The sequence below is a fragment of the Rhodococcus sp. P4_E4 genome, assembly GCF_056401575.1.
Map to the genome: position 1 here is coordinate 244,333 of NZ_JBFUJB010000002.1, position 17,215 is coordinate 261,547.

The 17,215-nt window shown below is 60.8% G+C and carries 23 protein-coding genes; 9 read left to right on the plus strand and 14 right to left on the minus strand.

What is annotated here, in order from left to right; all coding sequences use genetic code 11:
• The 13 genes from rplX to rpsJ form a co-directional block, all read right to left on the minus strand.
• Positions 1 to 318 (minus strand): 50S ribosomal protein L24, encoded by a 318-nt coding sequence (rplX, locus tag AC1DVN_RS04125; protein ID WP_003941019.1) that lies wholly within the window; start codon positions 316 to 318, stop codon positions 1 to 3.
• Complete coding sequence (rplN, locus tag AC1DVN_RS04130; RefSeq protein WP_003940951.1) at positions 318 to 686, minus strand: 50S ribosomal protein L14; 369 nt, start codon at positions 684 to 686, stop codon at positions 318 to 320. The genes rplX and rplN overlap by 1 nt, the downstream gene beginning before the upstream one ends.
• A 337-nt stretch (positions 687 to 1,023) precedes the next feature.
• Positions 1,024 to 1,305, minus strand: a complete 282-nt coding sequence (gene rpsQ, locus AC1DVN_RS04135; protein ID WP_003941020.1) for a 30S ribosomal protein S17 — start codon at positions 1,303 to 1,305, stop codon at positions 1,024 to 1,026.
• Positions 1,302 to 1,538, minus strand: coding sequence for a 50S ribosomal protein L29 (rpmC, locus tag AC1DVN_RS04140; RefSeq protein WP_003940734.1), 237 nt, complete (start codon positions 1,536 to 1,538; stop codon positions 1,302 to 1,304). Before rpmC ends, rpsQ begins: the two co-directional genes overlap by 4 nt.
• Positions 1,538 to 1,954 (minus strand): 50S ribosomal protein L16, encoded by a 417-nt coding sequence (rplP, locus tag AC1DVN_RS04145; RefSeq protein ID WP_003940899.1) that lies wholly within the window; start codon positions 1,952 to 1,954, stop codon positions 1,538 to 1,540. The genes rpmC and rplP overlap by 1 nt, the downstream gene beginning before the upstream one ends.
• A 3-nt stretch (positions 1,955 to 1,957) precedes the next feature.
• Positions 1,958 to 2,764 carry a 30S ribosomal protein S3 gene (rpsC, locus tag AC1DVN_RS04150; protein WP_003941003.1) on the minus strand — a complete coding sequence of 269 codons (807 nt, stop codon included), beginning with the start codon at positions 2,762 to 2,764 and terminating at the stop codon, positions 1,958 to 1,960.
• Entirely contained in the window at positions 2,764 to 3,168 is a 405-nt protein-coding gene (gene rplV / locus AC1DVN_RS04155; RefSeq protein WP_003940717.1) for a 50S ribosomal protein L22, read from the minus strand. The genes rpsC and rplV overlap by 1 nt, the downstream gene beginning before the upstream one ends.
• On the minus strand, positions 3,165 to 3,446 hold the full coding sequence (gene rpsS, locus AC1DVN_RS04160; protein ID WP_003940820.1) for a 30S ribosomal protein S19: 282 nt from the start codon (positions 3,444 to 3,446) through the stop codon (positions 3,165 to 3,167). The genes rplV and rpsS overlap by 4 nt, the downstream gene beginning before the upstream one ends.
• Positions 3,447 to 3,459: 13 nt before the next feature.
• On the minus strand, positions 3,460 to 4,296 hold the full coding sequence (rplB, locus tag AC1DVN_RS04165) for a 50S ribosomal protein L2 (protein ID WP_003940895.1): 837 nt from the start codon (positions 4,294 to 4,296) through the stop codon (positions 3,460 to 3,462).
• Between the two features lie 39 nt (positions 4,297 to 4,335).
• Positions 4,336 to 4,641, minus strand: a complete 306-nt coding sequence (rplW, locus tag AC1DVN_RS04170; protein WP_003940990.1) for a 50S ribosomal protein L23 — start codon at positions 4,639 to 4,641, stop codon at positions 4,336 to 4,338.
• Positions 4,638 to 5,312: a 50S ribosomal protein L4 gene (gene rplD, locus AC1DVN_RS04175; RefSeq protein ID WP_003940723.1), complete on the minus strand. Its 675-nt coding sequence runs from the start codon at positions 5,310 to 5,312 to the stop codon at positions 4,638 to 4,640. Before rplD ends, rplW begins: the two co-directional genes overlap by 4 nt.
• Positions 5,309 to 5,965: a 50S ribosomal protein L3 gene (rplC, locus tag AC1DVN_RS04180; protein ID WP_003940826.1), complete on the minus strand. Its 657-nt coding sequence runs from the start codon at positions 5,963 to 5,965 to the stop codon at positions 5,309 to 5,311. Before rplC ends, rplD begins: the two co-directional genes overlap by 4 nt.
• A 17-nt stretch (positions 5,966 to 5,982) precedes the next feature.
• Complete coding sequence (rpsJ, locus tag AC1DVN_RS04185; protein ID WP_003938093.1) at positions 5,983 to 6,288, minus strand: 30S ribosomal protein S10; 306 nt, start codon at positions 6,286 to 6,288, stop codon at positions 5,983 to 5,985.
• 575 nt (positions 6,289 to 6,863) lie between these two features.
• Here rpsJ and AC1DVN_RS04190 point away from each other — a divergent pair.
• From AC1DVN_RS04190 to AC1DVN_RS04210, 5 genes are all read left to right on the plus strand, one after another.
• Positions 6,864 to 7,340: a hotdog fold domain-containing protein gene (locus AC1DVN_RS04190; protein ID WP_003940943.1), complete on the plus strand. Its 477-nt coding sequence runs from the start codon at positions 6,864 to 6,866 to the stop codon at positions 7,338 to 7,340.
• Between the two features lie 85 nt (positions 7,341 to 7,425).
• Positions 7,426 to 7,950, plus strand: coding sequence for a chorismate mutase family protein (locus AC1DVN_RS04195; protein WP_019747551.1), 525 nt, complete (start codon positions 7,426 to 7,428; stop codon positions 7,948 to 7,950).
• The gene (gene pabB / locus AC1DVN_RS04200; RefSeq protein WP_019747550.1) at positions 7,947 to 10,031 is read left to right on the plus strand and encodes an aminodeoxychorismate synthase component I; all 2,085 of its coding nucleotides are present in this window, start codon (positions 7,947 to 7,949) and stop codon (positions 10,029 to 10,031) included. The genes AC1DVN_RS04195 and pabB overlap by 4 nt, the downstream gene beginning before the upstream one ends.
• An 8-nt stretch (positions 10,032 to 10,039) precedes the next feature.
• The gene (locus AC1DVN_RS04205; protein ID WP_020969039.1) at positions 10,040 to 10,918 is read left to right on the plus strand and encodes a prephenate dehydrogenase dimerization domain-containing protein; all 879 of its coding nucleotides are present in this window, start codon (positions 10,040 to 10,042) and stop codon (positions 10,916 to 10,918) included.
• Positions 10,919 to 10,924: 6 nt separating this feature from the next.
• Positions 10,925 to 11,902 carry a diiron oxygenase gene (locus AC1DVN_RS04210; protein WP_029254911.1) on the plus strand — a complete coding sequence of 326 codons (978 nt, stop codon included), beginning with the start codon at positions 10,925 to 10,927 and terminating at the stop codon, positions 11,900 to 11,902.
• 121 nt (positions 11,903 to 12,023) lie between these two features.
• Here AC1DVN_RS04210 and AC1DVN_RS04215 read toward each other — a convergent pair whose 3' ends face one another.
• Positions 12,024 to 12,881, minus strand: coding sequence for a glycosyltransferase family 2 protein (locus AC1DVN_RS04215; protein WP_020906890.1), 858 nt, complete (start codon positions 12,879 to 12,881; stop codon positions 12,024 to 12,026).
• 404 nt (positions 12,882 to 13,285) lie between these two features.
• On the opposite strand from AC1DVN_RS04215, the gene AC1DVN_RS04220 reads away from it, so the two are divergent.
• From AC1DVN_RS04220 to AC1DVN_RS04235, 4 genes are all read left to right on the plus strand, one after another.
• Positions 13,286 to 14,257, plus strand: coding sequence for an ATP-binding cassette domain-containing protein (locus AC1DVN_RS04220; protein WP_029254910.1), 972 nt, complete (start codon positions 13,286 to 13,288; stop codon positions 14,255 to 14,257).
• On the plus strand, positions 14,254 to 15,117 hold the full coding sequence (locus AC1DVN_RS04225; protein ID WP_020906888.1) for an ABC transporter permease: 864 nt from the start codon (positions 14,254 to 14,256) through the stop codon (positions 15,115 to 15,117). Before AC1DVN_RS04220 ends, AC1DVN_RS04225 begins: the two co-directional genes overlap by 4 nt.
• A complete protein-coding gene (locus AC1DVN_RS04230) occupies positions 15,114 to 15,974 on the plus strand; it encodes an ABC transporter permease (protein WP_029254908.1) in 861 nt (286 codons plus the stop codon). Before AC1DVN_RS04225 ends, AC1DVN_RS04230 begins: the two co-directional genes overlap by 4 nt.
• 118 nt (positions 15,975 to 16,092) lie before the next feature.
• Positions 16,093 to 17,130 carry an alpha/beta hydrolase gene (locus tag AC1DVN_RS04235; RefSeq protein WP_020906886.1) on the plus strand — a complete coding sequence of 346 codons (1,038 nt, stop codon included), beginning with the start codon at positions 16,093 to 16,095 and terminating at the stop codon, positions 17,128 to 17,130.
• The last annotated feature ends 85 nt before the right edge of the window (positions 17,131 to 17,215 follow it).

Below are 17,215 nucleotides of genomic sequence, written 5' to 3' on the forward strand. Positions count from 1 at the left end.
TCAGATGTCCTTCCCGTTCTTCCGGGAAATCCGAACGCGCTTGCCGGACTCTTCGTCGGTGCGGTAGCCCACGCGGGTGGGGTTTCCGTCCGAGTCGACGACTGCAACGTTGGAAACGTGGATCGGGGCTTCCTGCGTGACGATGCCGCCGGAGGATGCTCCGCGCTCGTTCGCGGAAACCGCGGTGTGCTTCTTGATTCGGTTCACGCCTTCGACGAGGACCTTGTCGGTCGCGGGGTAGGCCTGAATGACCTTGCCCTTCGCGCCCTTGTCCTTGCCGGCGATGACCAGAACGGTGTCACCCTTGTGCACCTTCATCACAGCACCTCCGGGGCAAGCGAAACGATCTTCATGAACTTCTTCTCGCGCAGCTCACGGCCGACGGGTCCGAAGATGCGGGTTCCACGGGGATCACTGTCAGCCTTGATGAGCACTGCAGCGTTCTCGTCGAACTTGATGTAGGAACCGTCCGGACGACGGCGCTCCTTGGTCGTGCGAACGATGACGGCCTTGACGACCTCACCCTTCTTGATGTTTCCACCGGGGATTGCGTCCTTGACGGTGGCGACGATGACGTCACCGATCCCGGCGTAGCGACGTGACGAACCGCCGAGAACGCGGATGCAAAGGATTTCCTTGGCACCCGTGTTATCAGCGACGCGAACTCGCGACTCCTGCTGAATCACTTGATCTCCCTAGACCTGGAATTTCGTGCGCAACGGATTACCGACCCGGTGCGCGCGGTCATTGTTGCCACCTGCGTCGTGTCTGAGCTGCAGTCCCACCGACTGACGTCGGGAGACGATCACTGCAAGCACCGTTCGAGCTGCGCACGTGAAGACACACCTCTGCCACAGGCAACCGTTCTATTGTAGGGAAGGGTTCACCGAATACCAAATCAGCCGTACTCGACGCAACTCGAACCCTTCGCCCGGAAAGCCCCCGGAAAGCCGAATGGCCCACTCCCCCAAGGGGAAGCGGGCCATTCGGTGATACTCGATCAGCTCGAGGATTCGATCAGGCTTACTTGGCCTTTTCGAGGACCTCGACCAGACGCCAGTGCTTCGTCGCGGACAGCGGACGGGTTTCCATCAGCTGAACGCGGTCGCCGACGCCGGCAACGCCGTTCTCGTCGTGCGCCTTCACCTTGGTCGTACGGCGGATGATCTTGCCGTAGAGCTTGTGCTTGACGCGGTCTTCGAGCTCGACCACGATCGTCTTTTCCATCTTGTCGGACACGACGTATCCGACACGGACCTTACGGCTCGCGCGCTCTTCTGTGCTCACTGCTTTTTCCTCACTCATGCCGCGTCACCTGCATCCGGACCCACAGCGAGTCCGAGCTCACGCTCACGCAGGACGGTGTAGATGCGCGCGATCTCGTGACGAACGGTGCGCAGTCGTCGGTTGTTGTCCATCTGGCCGGTAGCCATCTGGAAACGAAGGTTGAAAAGCTCTTCCTTCGACTCACGGAGCCGGGTGACCAGCTCGTCTTCACTGAGCTCGCGGAGCTCTGCTGCTGGGGTTCCAGTAGCCATCAGAACTGCTCCTCTCTGGTCACGATCCGGCACTTGCACGGGAGCTTGTGCATCGCGCGGCGCAGGGCCTCACGAGCAATCTCCTCGTTGGGGTACGTCATCTCGAACAGAACGCGTCCGGGCTTGACGTTGGCAATCCACCACTCGGGCGAACCCTTACCGGAACCCATTCGGGTTTCGGCCGGCTTCTTCGTGAGGGGGCGATCCGGGAAGATGTTGATCCAGATCTTGCCGCCACGCTTGATGTGCCGAGTCATGGCGATACGAGCGGACTCGATCTGCCGGTTGGTGATGTAGGCAGGCTCGAGAGCCTGGATGCCGTAGTCACCGAAGGTCACCTGGGTACCGCCCTTGGCGGCACCCGAACGGCTCGGGTGGTGCTGCTTGCGGTGCTTGACCCGCCGTGGGATCAACATGCGTCAGCCCTCCTGATTCTGTTCAGTTGCGGGAGCATCGGCGGTTGCGGTCGCTGCGCGGCCGGCCTCGGTGCTGGTCGCAGTGGTACCGGTGGCACCGGAACGACGCGGACGGCTCGGACGCTCACGACGCGGGCGATCCCCGGCCGGTGCGGCCGTGTTGGCGGCGAGCTCACGCTTGCCACCGACGATGTCGCCCTTGTAGATCCAGACCTTGACGCCGATGCGACCGAAGGTGGTCTTGGCCTCGTAGAGGCCGTAGTCGATGTCCGCACGAAGCGTGTGCAGCGGCACACGGCCTTCGCGGTAGAACTCCGACCGGGACATCTCGGCGCCGCCGAGACGACCGGAGCACTGAACGCGGATTCCCTTGACGTTGGGCTGACGCATGGCCGACTGGATGGCCTTGCGCATTGCACGACGGAAGGCAACGCGGTTCGAGAGCTGCTCGGCCACACCCTGTGCGACGAGCTGTGCTTCAGCTTCTGCGTTCTTGACCTCGAGGATGTTCAGCTGAACCTGCTTGCCGGTCAGCTTCTCGAGCTCGGAGCGGATGCGATCGGCTTCGGCGCCGCGGCGGCCGATGACGATGCCCGGACGTGCAGTGTGGATGTCCACGCGAACACGGTCACGGGTGCGCTCGATTTCGACCTTCGCGATTCCTGCGCGCTCCATGCCGGTGGCGAGGAGCTTACGGATCGCGACGTCTTCCTTGACGTACTCCGCGTACTGCTTGTCTGCGTACCAGCGAGACTTCCAGTCGGTGGTGATGCCGAGACGGAAGCCGTGCGGGTTGATTTTCTGGCCCACTACTGAGCACTTCCCTTCCGGCGATTACGGGTCGATGTTCCGGTCTTCGGCAGGCTCTCCACGATCACGGTGATGTGACTGGTGCGCTTGCGAATACGGAACGCACGTCCCTGTGCACGCGGCTGGAACCGCTTGAGGGTCGCGCCCTCGTCCACGAACGCCGTAGCAACGACAAGCGTGCTGGGGTCGAGGTCGAGGTTGTTCTCGGCGTTGGCTGCTGCGGAGGCGATCACCTTGGCGACCGGCTCGCTCGCTGCCTGCGGCGCGAACTTCAGGATGTTCAGGGCGTCTTCAACCGAGCGCCCGCGGACCAGGTCCACAACTCGACGTGCCTTCATCGGCGTAACGCGAACGTGCTTCGCTACAGCCTTGGCAGTCGGGTTGGCGGTTTCGGTGTTGCTCATCGCCTCTTCGCCTTCCGATCATCCTTGATGTGACCCTTGAACGTGCGGGTCGGTGCAAACTCTCCGAGCTTGTGTCCGACCATGGAGTCGGAAACGAACACGGGGACGTGCTTGCGGCCGTCGTGAACTGCAAACGTGTGGCCGATGAAGTCCGGGATGATTGTCGAACGACGGGACCAGGTCTTGATGACCTGCTTGGTTCCCTTTTCGTTCTGTACATCCACCTTCGCGAGGAGGTGGTCATCGACGAACGGGCCCTTCTTAAGGCTGCGTGGCATCCTTCACTCCCTCCTAGCGCTTGTTCTTGCCGGTGCGGCGGCGACGGACGATCATCTTGTCGCTTGCCTTGTTCTTGCGGGTACGGCCTTCAGGCTTACCCCACGGGCTGACCGGGTGGCGTCCACCTGAGGTCTTGCCCTCGCCGCCACCGTGCGGGTGGTCGACCGGGTTCATAACGACACCACGAACGGTCGGGCGCTTGCCCTTCCAACGCATACGGCCGGCCTTGCCCCAGTTGATGTTCGACTGCTCGGCGTTGCCGACCTCGCCGACGGATGCGCGGCAGCGCACGTCGACGCGACGGATTTCACCGGAAGGCATACGCAGCGTGGCGTAGCTGCCTTCCTTACCGAGGAGCTGGATGCTGGCGCCTGCGGAACGAGCCATCTTGGCTCCGCCGCCGGGACGCAGTTCCACACCGTGGATGGTGGTACCAGTCGGGATGTTGCGCAGCGGCAGGTTGTTGCCCGGCTTGATGTCGGCGCCTGCACCGGACTCGACCGGTGAACCCTGCACCAGGCCCTTGGGGGCGATGATGTAGCGCTTCTCACCGTCTGCGTAATGCAGGAGTGCGATGTTTGCTGTGCGGTTGGGGTCGTACTCGATGTGAGCGACCTTTGCCGGGATGCCGTCCTTGTCGTTGCGACGGAAATCGATCAGTCGGTATGCACGCTTGTGTCCGCCACCCTTGTGACGGGTGGTGATACGACCGTGTGCGTTACGTCCACCGCGACCGTGCAGCGGGCGAACCAGCGACTTCTCGGGGGTCGACCGAGTGATCTCGGCGAAGTCCGAGACGCTCGAGCCACGACGGCCCGGTGTTGTCGGCTTGTACTTACGGATTGCCATGAGTCTTCTCGTCCTCTATGTCTCGTCAAGTCCCGGCGCTTACGCGACCGGTCCTCCGAAGATCTCGATGGGCTTGCTGTCAGCGGACAGGGTCACGAGCGCGCGCTTGGTGTCCTTGCGCTTGCCGTAACCGAATCGGGTCCGCTTACGCTTGCCCTGACGGTTGGCGGTGTTGACGCTGGTCACCTTGACGCCGAAGACCTTCTCGACGGCAATCTTGATCTGCGTCTTGTTCGAGTCCGGGTGCACCAGGAAGGTGTAGGTGCCTTCCTCGATCAGTCCGTAGGACTTCTCGGAGATGACCGGAGCGAGCAGGATGTCGCGGGGGTCAGCGATGGTGCTCACTTGGCGTCCTCCTTGTTCTGAGCGCTCTCTGCGGGCCCGTGGATGAACGCGTTGAGTGCCTCGACGCTGAACACGACATCGTCTGCATTGAGCACGTCGTAGGTGTTGAGCTGGTCGGGTGCAATGGGATGCACGCCTTCCAGGTTCTGCACGCTCTTCCAAGCGGCTACATCCTGGCGACCCACGACGAGCAGCAGCTTCTTGCGATCCGAAATCTCGCCGAGGAACGCGATTGCGCCCTTGGTCGAAGGCGTCTGCCCTGCAACCAGTTCGGTGATGACGTGGATGCGCTCGTTGCGTGCGCGGTCAGAGAGGGCTCCGCGAAGAGCGGCTGCCTTCATCTTCTTGGGGGTGCGCTGGCTGTAGTCACGCGGCTGCGGGCCGTGAACGGTTCCGCCGCCGACGAACTGCGGTGCGCGAGTCGAGCCCTGGCGTGCGCGGCCGGTGCCCTTCTGGCGGTACGGCTTCTTGCCACCGCCGCGGACGTCGCCGCGGGTCTTGGTGGAGTGGGTTCCCTGACGAGCAGCTGCGAGCTGCGCGACGACAACCTGATGGAGAAGCGCGATGTTGGCCGGAGCGTCGAAGATCTCAGCGGGGAGATCGACGGTGCCGTTGGTCTTGCCGCCGGCGACCTTGACGTCCAGGGTCAACTTGGTCTCGGTGCTGGTCATGCCCGTGCACCACCCTTCACTGCACTCTTGACGATCACGAGGCCGCCCTTGCGGCCGGGGATCGCACCCTTGATCAGCAGCAGGCCGTTCTCGGCATCCACCTTGTGGACCGAGAGGTTCTGCGTCGTGATGCGGTCGCTACCCATGCGTCCGGACATGCGCATGCCCTTGAACACGCGGCCGGGAGTTGCACAGCCACCGATGGAGCCCGGGCGGCGGTGAACAGCCTGGGTACCGTGCGACGCGCCCTGTCCCTTGAAGCCGTGACGCTTCATGGTTCCGGCGAAGCCCTTGCCCTTGCTGGTTCCGGTGACGTCGACGTATGCGCCGTCCTCGAAGACCTCGGCGGTGAGCTCCTGGCCGACCTCGTAGTCGGAGGTGTCCGCAACGCGGAGCTCCACTACGTGGCGACGCGGGGTCACACCAGCCTTGGTGAACTGGCCGGAAGTCGGCTTGTTCACCTTGCGCGGGTCGATGGCGCCGAACGCGAGCTGAACGGCGCTGTAGCCGTCACGCTCTTCGGTACGGATCTGGGTTACGACGTTCGGCCCAGCCTTCACGACGGTGACCGGGACAACCCGGTTGTTCTCGTCGAAGACCTGGGTCATGCCGAGCTTGGTGCCCAGGATTCCCTTGATCTTGGTATCAGTCATTGTTTTTGTCTCCGCCGTCACTGAATGTTCACGTCGACACTGGCCGGAAGGTCGATGCGCATGAGCGCGTCAACCGTCTTCGGCGTCGGGTCGAGAATGTCGATCAGCCGCTTGTGAGTACGCATCTCGAAGTGCTCGCGCGAGTCCTTGTACTTGTGCGGCGAGCGGATGACGCAATATACGTTCTTCTCGGTCGGCAACGGCACAGGTCCAACGACGCGGGCACCCGTACGGGTTACCGTCTCGACGATCTTGCGCGCTGACGCGTCGATCGCCTCGTGGTCGTAGGCCTTGAGCCTGATGCGGATCTTTTGTCCCGCCACGCTTAGTGTCCTTTTCTTGCCGCGTTTCGTAGCCCGCCTGGTCAGGCTCGAGCTACCTCGTCTGCACAGTCCTTGCCTGGACGATGACACGACGAACACTGAAGCGATCGGGACCAAGTCCGAAAGTTCGGAAGACCGTGTTAGCGGTAAACCGAGCATCGGATCAGATCAGGATCTGCTGCCGCTGTTCGTTTGTCATTGTTCTCCGGTACACGCGGTCGGGCGTGTCGCCTTCTCACTCATCCTGCGCCGGACAATCTTTCGATCATCTGGCGCGTGATGCGTACCGGACGTGTTCGATGTCGAACACAAAGTAGGTACTGCTTCCGTCCTGCATTACTTCTCGTCTTGCATGTCTTGCATGGTCACAGTCGTTGACCCGATTACCCTGACGGGATCTGCGATCGATCGTCTGTGACGTCTTACCCTTACCCGATCACGGCCGCAAACGACCGCGTCCCGGACAAGGCAACCCGACCAGTATGCCGTACCTGGCCCGATTCCTCAACTCCCCCGAACCAGCCTTTCCGAGTGAGCTGCGCGACAACAACCTTACTCAGAAGTAAGATAGTCCGATGACTACTTCCAGCCCCACCTATCGCGGATGGCAGAAATTGCCGGACAACGCTCTCGGACATGCAGTTTTCTCGGCGGCGATGTCCATTCGCGTGCCCTACTTCGCCTCCGTTCTCCCCCGGGTGACCAAGTTGGAACCGGGCCTGTGCGAGGTCCGCTCCCCCAAATGGTGGGGCGTCCACAACCATCTCGGCACCTTTCACGCGATCGCAGCATGCAATCTCGCGGAGGTCGCAATGGGCATGCTGAGCGAAGCGACGGTTCCGAACTCGCACCGCTGGATCCCCAAGTCCATGAAGGTCGACTACCTCGCCAAGGCCGAGACCGGCCTGCGGGCGGTCGCCCGACTCGAGACTTTGCCGGACTTCGCGGCGATCGAGAGTGGCACGGAACTTCTCGTTCCCATCTCGATCTTCGACCGGGGCGGCAAGGAAGTAGTCCACGCCGAAATCACCACCTGGGTCTCCCCCAAGTAGGCACTCACGAACCCGCCTGCATCGCAACCTGATTCGCCCGCCAAGCAGGTTTCGCAGAATTAGGCACCACCGCAGGTTTCGGCGAATGACGATCGTGGAACACCTCCCCGAACGGCGATGGTCGGTCGGGGTGCCGGTGTCCGGAGGTGGGTTGCGTTCCGGGCACCACATTGTCGACCTCGCGTCACGCCGAGCACCGGGAGGCCTCGTGGAAGAGTTCTTGACCACAACGAGTTCCGAAGCAGGCACGCAGACCTCGTCGTATCCGGACGAGGCCGAGGGATTGGACAGCTTCCGGCGCGACCTCGACGCCATCGACGCTCTACTTCTCGAGACGGTGCGGCAGCGGCTGGAACTCTGCCTACGCATCGGCGAGTGGAAGCGCTCCCGCGAGGTTCCGATGATGCAACCCGGCCGCGTCCGCCTCGTGCAGGAGCGGGCGCGTGAATTCGCCCGTAGACACGACCTCTCCCCCGACTTCTTCAACGCCCTGTACGAGCTGATGATTGCCGAGACCTGTCGACTCGAAGACCTGGTGATCAACGCACCTGTTGAGGAGGAGGACACTGTTCGGGAATCCGTCGGACCGAGATCAGGATCATCGACATGAGTTCCCGCACCCTTCTGGTGGACAATTACGACTCGTTCACCTACAACCTGTTCACCCTGTTGACCGAGGTCAACGGGGTTGTGCCGACCGTGGTCCGCAACGACGCGGATTGGGATTCCATCGATCTCGCGTCATACGACAACGTGGTCATCTCCCCAGGTCCCGGCCGGCCGGATCGCGACCGTGATTTCGGAATCAGCCGCCGTTTCATCGAAGAAGCGCCTCTCCCACTTCTCGGTGTCTGTCTCGGCCACCAGGGCCTGTGCGAGTTGTTCGGCGCGGACGTGGTCGTTGCGCCCGTACCGATGCACGGCCGAATTTCGCTGATCGATCACGACGGCTCGGGCATCTTTGCCGGACTTCCGTCGCCGTTCCGAGCTGTTCGCTACCACTCGTTGACCGTCGAGAATCTGCCGAACGCCTTCGTTCGTACCGCGTGGACGTCCGACGGACTGCTCATGGGTGTCCGGCACCGGACCAAGCCGATGTGGGGCGTTCAGTTCCATCCGGAGTCCATCAGTACCGAGTTCGGCATAGATTTGCTCGCGAACTTCCGCGATCTGTCCGTCGGACGCACTCTGGATTCGGTGATCCGACCCGAACCGACTTCGCAAACACCCGACCTGCGGCCGGCGATCAACTACGACGTCGACGACGTGACTCTCGATTTTGCAGTGGACCCGTCTGCGGCCTATGCAGCACTGTTCGCCGACGGCCCGAACGCGTTCTGGCTGGACCGCGCGGCAACCGCAGAGCCGAGTGCGCGCTTTTCGATACTCGGCGATTCGTCGGGGCCGCTGGCCGAGTTCATCACGTACGACGTGCAAGCCGAGGTACTGACTGTCAGCCGAAAAGGCTTGTCCGACGAGCACATTCGAGTTCCGTTCTTCGATTACTTGGACGCACAACTCGCGACGCGCTTCGTGCCCTCGCATCCGGAACTCGACTTCAACCTCGGCTACGTGGGCTACCTCGGCTACGAACTGAAAGCACAGACCGGAGGAAGGGCAGTCCATCCGGCACCCACTCCTGATGCCGCTCTGGTGTTTGCCGATCGCGCCGTCGTCATCGATCACACCGTCGGCCGCACTCACGTTTTGAGGTTGCGCGAGAAAGTCCGGGACGCCGGCTATGACGATTGGCTCGAATCGACCGTCGACACCTTGGCGCGGATCGGCGCGGACCTTCCGGAACGCACCCCGGTTCCGCTGATCAGCGACACCGTCTGGACGCAGGCTCGCCTTCGGCATGATCGCGATCAGTACCTGTCGTTGATCGGAACGGCCCTCTCGGAGATCCGGGCAGGTGAGTCCTACGAGGTGTGTCTGACCAACATGGCGAGCGTCGACGAGACGATCGATGCACAGCAGGCGTTCGAGTATCTGCGCTCGATCAATCCGACGCCGTACAGCGCACTTCTCGACTTCACCGGCATCTCGGTGGTCTCGGCCTCGCCTGAGCGGTTCCTTCGTGTCGACTCGGACGGCAACGTCGAGTCCAAGCCGATCAAAGGGACCCGTCCGCGCGGCGTCACCCGAGCGCGTGATGCTGCGCTACGGCAGGACCTGCTCGACAGCGAGAAGGACCGCGCCGAGAACCTGATGATCGTGGACCTCACTCGCAACGACCTCACCAAGGTCTGCGTTCCGGGAAGTGTCCACGTTCCGAGGCTGTTCGCGATCGAGTCGTACTCGTCCGTTCACCAAATGGTGTCGACGGTGCGTGGACATCTGAGCCCGGGGTCGTCGGCGGTGGACTGTGTCCGCGCCGCGTTCCCCGGCGGATCGATGACCGGCGCCCCGAAGGTACGGACGATGGAGATCATCGACCGCCTCGAATCAGGCCCACGTGGGGTCTACTCGGGATCGATCGGGTACTTCGCCCTCGGTGGCGCCGCAGACCTCTCGATCGTGATCCGGTCGCTGGTCTGCACCGAGAGCGGCGTGACCTTCGGAATCGGCGGTGCCATCACAGCGTTGTCCGATCCGGAAGAAGAATTCGACGAGACCACGGTCAAGGCGTCCACGCTGCTCCGTGCGCTCGATGCGGTTTCCTCGCGGGTCCTCGAGTACGGCGGGTAGATCCAGCCATGACGGCGGCATCAGGCACCGCGACGGTTGTCGGCGGCCTGGGTGCCGTCGGATCCATGTTCGTCGAACTGCTTCGCGCCGGGGGGTCGACGGTCACCGTCGTCGACCCAGCAGGCAGCGATCCTGACGGAGATGTAGTCGTCGGAGACATCACGAAACCCAGTGACCGGGTCCTCGCACACGTGGAGTCCTCGAGCGTCATCGTGCTCGCCGTTCCCGAGCAGGTCGCTCTAGCCGCACTACCGAGCCTTCGAACATCCGGTGCTCTCGTTGTGGACACACTGTCGGTCAAATCGCGGATGGACGCAGCAATCGCCGACGCCGGCCGAGAAGGGGAGTTCCTCGGACTCAACCCCATGTTCCGTCCGTCGCTCGGACCGCGCGGTCGGGCCGTCATCGCAGTGCCGTACGTCGACGGTCCGCAGTCCGCCAGATTCCTCGACGTCGTGCGCTCGTGGGGAGCGTCGGTCGCGGTGATGGACGCCGATCGTCACGACCGGTTGGCCGCGGCTACCCAGGTTCTGACACACGCGTCGGTGCTGGCTTTCGGCGTTGCCCTGGCCGAACTCGGAGTTTCTGCGGACGAACTCCTCGCGGTCGCCCCTCCCCCGCATCGGACCTTGCTCGCGCTCCTGGCGCGGATAGCCGGCGGCGAACCGGAGGTGTACTGGGACGTACAAGCGGGCAATCCGCATGCAGGTGCGACACGAAAAGCACTGTTTGATGCCACCTCACAGGTGGACACGGCGGCCGAGACGCTCGGCGACTTCACGACGCTGATGAAAACCGCCGAGGCAGCGCTCGACGATCACTCCGGCGAATTGAACGCGGAGTGCCAGAGCTTGTTCGATCGCATTGCCGAAGGGCACAGAGAGTAGGGAACGATGAGACCTGGAGTGAGTCCGCCCAGCCTCCCGGAGTACGACGCCTCGGATCCGGTCGAGAGTGCAATCGTCAGTCGGCTTGCGAGCAATTGGGCGCGCCGGGCAACCGTGAAGAAGGCGGAGCCGGAACTGGACGATCTCTTCGATTCGTCGTTGTCCGACTACCCCGAAGCACTTCTCCCGTTCGCGGAGCATCCGACCTATCTGGCATTGAGTCCCGAGCAGAAGCAACGCCTGCAAGCCTGGGCATGGATCGCGTTCAACAAGAACGTCATGGACATCGAGAAGTACGTCGTCAATCCCGGCTTCGACGTTCTCGCCGAAGACCGACTCGGCGTCGGACTCGGAGATTGGGCTGCAGTGGCCGTCAATCAGGCGATGGTCGACGAGCAATATCACACGCTCATGCACTTCAATGCCAGTTCAGCGACCCGTCGAGGCAGGGGCTGGGCGCTTCCGGCCAAGGCACTGCCAGACGTCCTGACGGTCCACACGCGGGCGCAAGCCCTCGACGCAGCCGAGGGGTCTCGCAAGATCGCCCTGACACAGTTGGCGTTCATGACCGTCGCCGAGGTGTCGATCACCGCATACCTCGACCTGATCTCGGATGACCCGGGCGTGCAGTCGATCAACCGCGCGACGATTCGGTTGCACGCTCGCGACGAGTACTGCCATGCCTCGATTGCCGGGGAACTAGCCGTGTTGGTCTGGGATTCCCTGGATCGTGGAGATCGCAGCTATTTATTGGAAGGTTTCGAGGACGCGATGCGTGCGTTCAGCGGGACCGACTTCGGCGCGTGGCGAGCAATCATGGAAATTGAAGCCATACCTGGAGGACGGAAGATGCTCGATGATGTCGCATTGGAACCGCGCAACGAACTGTTCGTGCAGGACTACAGTGGAATAACGTCCCTGCTCCAAAAGCTACAAGTTGCACCGGAAGTAACAATCGCAGCAGAAAAATATTCTGCCAGTTAATCCCGTGCAATAAAAGAAATAGTTCGCAACGAACCCGAACCAGTAATTGTCCGCAATTATCGGGCACTCCCGATTATTCAGCTAAACACGAGCATTCTCGAATAAATACCGGACGGATTTATCAAGAAAAGACGGGAAGATCCCGCGCCCGCTGCCTCCGACCCAAGACCCGAGAAGAGAGTTGTCCGGAATTCTTGTCATACATTCGATAAAGAGGCCACAAGATTGCATGCAGAATACTGTCCGCTGCGATCAAGAATGTTAACTTCCAATTCGATACACCATGATGCTCGAGGGTTTTCTTCGATGCTCGATTATATCGTGCATACACGCGCGGCGAACTAACTCCACGCCTACCCGAAACCTTTGCGGCCATGCTCGAGATCTGCCCCACTGCGCAACGAACATGCGCCATGCAGAGGGATAGATCGATATCCTCGTGAATGTCGGTTCGATCGCTGACCGCATCCCTAACGGCCAACCAAGCCGACCGACGCATCGCCATGTTACTGCCTGGAACTGCAACAACGGGCCGAACCGCCCCCTGGGCCCCGCGACCGAGTCGCCAATTCGTCCATCGGCGCTGAAGGCCGGCGATCGGAGATTCATAAAGGTAAGTCAGGCCAGTTACGCCCGAGAAATCGTCGCGACGCTCGAAGAATTCGTGAACCGCAACGGCCCAGTTTTCCCCCACGATCGTATCCGCGTCGATACGTCCGATAATTTCTCCACTAGCCGCGTCAAACCCTTTGTTTCTCGCATGCACCACCCCGGGTCGGGATTCTTTGAGAAGCCGAACCTTGGGACAACTACTTTGATACTTCTTGATCAACTCGGAAGTGTTGTCCGAGGAATTATTGTCAACGACGATGATTTCGTCGACATATTCACCTTGAGCAATGAGCGCTTCGATGCACGTTTCGATGTATTCAGATTCATTAAAAGCCGGAACAACCACCGACAACGTCGCGTTCGCCATTTCCCAACGGTATCGCGAATCTCCCCACAAGACATTGAGCAGCGGGCCCAGAGGACCAACCGGAAGGAATCGGGGGACTTTCGTCACCGGTCAAATCAAAGACCTCCGGTCCGCGCAACCGAATACCCACCTGCGCAGATGCGTTGAAAATCCATTTGGTCATTCGTTCAATTAGAGGAGATCTTTACGTTACAAAGAATATTTGTGATTCTTGCCACAAGGTGAAATCGAAGGTGAGAGTTGCTGGCAGGAGCCAAATACCCCCTCTCACGCGTCCGATTGCCCGAGTGTCGGTTTGACCCTCCGGTAACATCTGAGCGGAGATCACGGATAGAAGACAGAAGGCATCTGTGCGCCCGTCGGGAGCGCGTGCCCGTTCCGACAATGCAGACAGCGGAGTGTTGATGCCCTTTTCCACGGACGCAGCGGTACTAGTGGAGGACGTACACAAGTCCTTCAAGAACGTGCACGCGCTGCGAGGGATCAACTTCACCGCCCCACGTGGGACAGTGCTCGGCATCTTAGGTCCCAACGGCGCAGGCAAGACAACGACGGTGAAGGTCCTCTCCACGCTCATTCGTCCCACCAGTGGACGCGCGATGGTGGCCGGCTATGACGTCGTGCGCAACGCTCCAGAGGTTCGACGCTCCATCATGATGACCGGGCAGTTCGCCGCCCTGGACGATTCTCTCACCGGCCGCGAGAACATCGAACTGTTCGGCCGCTTGATGGGACTCGACAGGATGTCGGCCAAGGTACGCGCCGCCGATTTACTCTCGCAGTTCGACCTCGTCGAGGCAGGATCTCGCGTTGTCCGGAACTATTCGGGAGGTATGCGTCGACGGATCGACATCGCCTGTGGGCTCGTCGTTCGCCCCGAGGTGGTTTTCCTCGATGAACCGACGACCGGCCTCGATCCGCGAAGCCGTCAGAGTGTCTGGTCACTGGTTCAATCTTTGAAGGAGCAGGGCATCACGGTGCTCCTGACCACCCAGTATCTCGAGGAAGCGGATCTCCTGAGCGACAACATCATCGTCATCGACAAAGGCGCGGTTATCGCTGAGGGGACTGCTGATCAACTGAAGGCTCGGACTGGCGCGAGCTTTTGCGAGATCGTGCCTTCAGACCTCAAGCAGTTGGCCCACGCGGTCCACGCTCTAGGAAATCTGGTGCCCCGAGACTTCCGCTTCGACCTGGCACAAGAGAGCGGCCGAATCGCTATCCCCGCGCCCGTCGGCGCCGGAACGCTCTCTGAAGCACTGCGCCGTCTCGATCATGCTCGGATACCGCTTGCCGACATCGCACTTCGCCGCCCGTCACTCGATGATGTCTTCCTCGCACTCACTGGCGAGCAGCATGTAAGTGGGACAAAGTGACGACAACAACCAAATTCGGGGTCGATCAGGTGGCTGTCCGTGGAGACACGCGCAGCAAGATTGCAGTCCCTGACGCCTTGAGCGTTGGCAAGCACCGCCGACCACATCCGTCAGCGATCAATCAGTGGTGGGTGTTGACGGCACGCACCGTCAAATCGATGGTGAAGCGCTATGAACTGCTCGTTGCAGTCATCGCACCGCTGATTTTCACGATCGGGTTCTACCTTCCTCTGAAGTTCGTCATGCAACTTCAAGGGATCAACTACGCGCAGTTCTTGATGCCGATCATCGTGCTGCAAGCCATGGCATTCACATCGATCTCGGCTGCTCAGATGTCGTCAACCGAATCAATCACCGGATTCAGCAACCGGATGAAAACCATGCCCGTCGTCGGCCCGATTCCGCTGCTGTCCCGTCAATCCAGTGGGTTCGTCAGATCAACAGTCTCGCTTGCTGCCGCATTGGCGTTCGGCCACTTGATCGGTTTTCGATTCTCAGCAGGAATCGGACAGGCCATCCTGTTTTGCGCGGTCGCCTTGGCGTTCAGCACCTGCTTGTCCTTCGCCGGTGATGCGATCGGCTCACTGTCGAAGAGCCCGCAGGCCACCAGTCAAGCGCTGACATTGCCACAGTTGATTCTGGGGATGTTGTCCTGCGGTTTTGCGCCCGAGACTGGCTTTCCCGAATGGATTCGGCCGTTTGTACGCAATCAACCGGTATCGCAGTTTTCATTCGCCATGCGTGATCTTGCGCAAGGCGGGGTCACCTGGAGCGTCCTCTTTCCCGTCGTTGCCTGGACTATCGGATTGATCGTCGTGTTCGCGCCACTCGCGTTCTGGGCAAGTATGAGGCGGTCATGAGCGAGCCGACAGATCGATTCATGGCTGTAGTCCGCCCGGTCGAGGGGTTCAACTTCCCTTACCCAGACAATGCGCTCCCCGAGAACTCGTTCAAGGCGCTGGTCGTTCACAGTGGAATTCAGGCCAAACGCCTGTTGCTCACCTGGCTGCGCGATCCATCGACCGCTATTCAGGCCCTCATTTACCCAGCATTCATGCTGCTGATGTTCCGGGTCGTATTGGGCAATTCGATTACGGCAGCAACCGGCCAGTCGAGTATTTTCGGGACCGTTCCACTGATCATCCTCGTCGGCGCAATGTTCGGGTCGATTGCAAGTGCGGTCGGTCTCAAAGGTGAACGCGCGTCCGGACTACTGAGTCGATTCTGGACGTTGCCTGCGCACCGCGCCTCTGGCCTCGTCGGACGCATGATCGCAGAAGCAGTCCGAGTTCTCCTCACGTCAATCGTGATTCTCGGCGTCGGCTACCTGTTGGGGTTCCGATTCAATCAGGGCCCGCTCGCGGCCTTTGCGATCTTGGCGTTGCCCGTCATTTTCGGCGTCGGTTTTGCCATGATGGTGACGGCCCTGGCCACGGTTTCCGACAACTTGCCGCTCGTCGAAATCGTATCCATCTCGTGCACACTGTTGATGTTCTTCAATTCCGGCTTCGTCCCTGTGATGGCCTACCCGAAGTGGCTTCAACCGGTGGTGGCAGAGCAACCGATGTCCGTCGCGATCGACACGATGAGAGGGCTGTCGCTAGGGGGTCCTGTGGCGGAACCCCTCGTCAAGACGCTGCTCTGGTCCTTCGGCATGATTCTCGTCTTCGTCTACCCAGCGATTCGGGGATACCGACGCGCCGCGGCGATGTCGTAACGAATACAGACCGCAAACCGACTTCACAATTCGAGAAACAAGTGGCACCAGGGATGAGCATCGATGTACCCGTGCCACGCAACGAGAGGTATCTAACTTGACGCGTACAAGGCAGTCCATGTGGAGGCGCGCTACCGGTGTCGCCGCGGTGACGATGGTGTGCGCTCTGGTTCCGGCCGGTATCGCAACTGCGTCACCTGTCGCTCACCAGGGCGGCGGAGATTCGGTGGAGTCCGTCACGAGTGGTTCTTACGTCGTCTCAGTCGAGCAAGTGAACGATCGCCAAAAGATCGTGAATGTATACGCGGCGTCGATGGACCGCGTTGTTCCAATTCAGGTCATCACTCCTGCCGATGACTCCGCACCCCGTCCCATCCTGTACCTGCTCAACGGCGCCGGTGGTGGACAAGATTCGGCTACTTGGGAGTACCAGACCGACGTCGTCGACTTCTTCCAGGACAAGAACGTCAACGTCGCGACGCCAGTTGGTGGCCGCCTGTCGTACTACACCGACTGGGAGAAGGAAGACCCGAAACTTGGTAAGAACATGTGGAGCACTTTTCTGGGTAAGGAACTCCCTCCGTTGCTGAACAAGCAACTTGGCAGCAATGGCGAACAGTCCATTGCCGCAATCTCGATGTCGGGCACTTCTGTGCTCAACCTGGCGATCGAGTACCCAGGCTTTTACAACTCCGTTGCCGCATTCAGCGGATGTGCCCAGACCAGCGATCCGCTTGGCCAGCAGTTCGTCAAGACCACCACGGAGTGGATCGGCGGCGTTGACGACGTACAGAACATGTGGGGTCCGTTCGACGGCCCCGGTTGGCGGGAACACGACCCGCTTGTGAACGCTGAGAAGCTGCGTGGCACACAGATTTACATGAGCACCGGCAGCGGGCTCCCCGGTTTCCCCAATGACACCCCTGCAAATCCGCGCATCCAGGACGGTCGCGCTGCGATGTTCGACCAGATCGTTGTCGGCAGCCCGATCGAGCTTGCAACCAATCTGTGTACCTCCAACATGGCGAAGCGGCTCTTCGAACTGAATATTCCGGCAGTAGTGGATTTCCGTCCAACAGGTACCCATTCATGGGGCTACTGGCAGGACGATCTACACAAGTCCTGGCCATTCATCGCACAGTCTCTGGGCGTCTGATTCAAGTGCCTCGTGCTGGCTTCAACTCCAGCGCGAGGCACCGTTTAGCATCATGGGAGGAATGTAGCGGTGCGGTTCATTCGGA

Bases quoted from the DNA above. Each gene is read 5' to 3' on its own strand.
- rplX (WP_003941019.1), bottom strand. From the start codon at position 318: ATGAAGGTGCACAAGGGTGACACCGTTCTGGTCATCGCCGGCAAGGAC.
- rpsQ (WP_003941020.1), bottom strand. From the start codon at position 1,305: ATGAGTGAGGAAAAAGCAGTGAGCACAGAAGAGCGCGCGAGCCGTAAG.
- rpmC (WP_003940734.1), bottom strand. From the start codon at position 1,538: ATGGCTACTGGAACCCCAGCAGCAGAGCTCCGCGAGCTCAGTGAAGAC.
- rplP (WP_003940899.1), bottom strand. From the start codon at position 1,954: ATGTTGATCCCACGGCGGGTCAAGCACCGCAAGCAGCACCACCCGAGC.
- rplV (WP_003940717.1), bottom strand. From the start codon at position 3,168: ATGAGCAACACCGAAACCGCCAACCCGACTGCCAAGGCTGTAGCGAAG.
- rpsS (WP_003940820.1), bottom strand. From the start codon at position 3,446: ATGCCACGCAGCCTTAAGAAGGGCCCGTTCGTCGATGACCACCTCCTC.
- rplB (WP_003940895.1), bottom strand. From the start codon at position 4,296: ATGGCAATCCGTAAGTACAAGCCGACAACACCGGGCCGTCGTGGCTCG.
- rplD (WP_003940723.1), bottom strand. From the start codon at position 5,312: ATGACCAGCACCGAGACCAAGTTGACCCTGGACGTCAAGGTCGCCGGC.
- rplC (WP_003940826.1), bottom strand. From the start codon at position 5,965: ATGACTGATACCAAGATCAAGGGAATCCTGGGCACCAAGCTCGGCATG.
- AC1DVN_RS04190 (WP_003940943.1), top strand. From the start codon at position 6,864: ATGACTACTTCCAGCCCCACCTATCGCGGATGGCAGAAATTGCCGGAC.
- AC1DVN_RS04195 (WP_019747551.1), top strand. From the start codon at position 7,426: ATGACGATCGTGGAACACCTCCCCGAACGGCGATGGTCGGTCGGGGTG.
- pabB (WP_019747550.1), top strand. From the start codon at position 7,947: ATGAGTTCCCGCACCCTTCTGGTGGACAATTACGACTCGTTCACCTAC.
- AC1DVN_RS04205 (WP_020969039.1), top strand. From the start codon at position 10,040: ATGACGGCGGCATCAGGCACCGCGACGGTTGTCGGCGGCCTGGGTGCC.
- AC1DVN_RS04210 (WP_029254911.1), top strand. From the start codon at position 10,925: ATGAGACCTGGAGTGAGTCCGCCCAGCCTCCCGGAGTACGACGCCTCG.
- AC1DVN_RS04215 (WP_020906890.1), bottom strand. From the start codon at position 12,881: ATGGCGAACGCGACGTTGTCGGTGGTTGTTCCGGCTTTTAATGAATCT.
- AC1DVN_RS04220 (WP_029254910.1), top strand. From the start codon at position 13,286: ATGCCCTTTTCCACGGACGCAGCGGTACTAGTGGAGGACGTACACAAG.
- AC1DVN_RS04230 (WP_029254908.1), top strand. From the start codon at position 15,114: ATGAGCGAGCCGACAGATCGATTCATGGCTGTAGTCCGCCCGGTCGAG.
- AC1DVN_RS04235 (WP_020906886.1), top strand. From the start codon at position 16,093: ATGTGGAGGCGCGCTACCGGTGTCGCCGCGGTGACGATGGTGTGCGCT.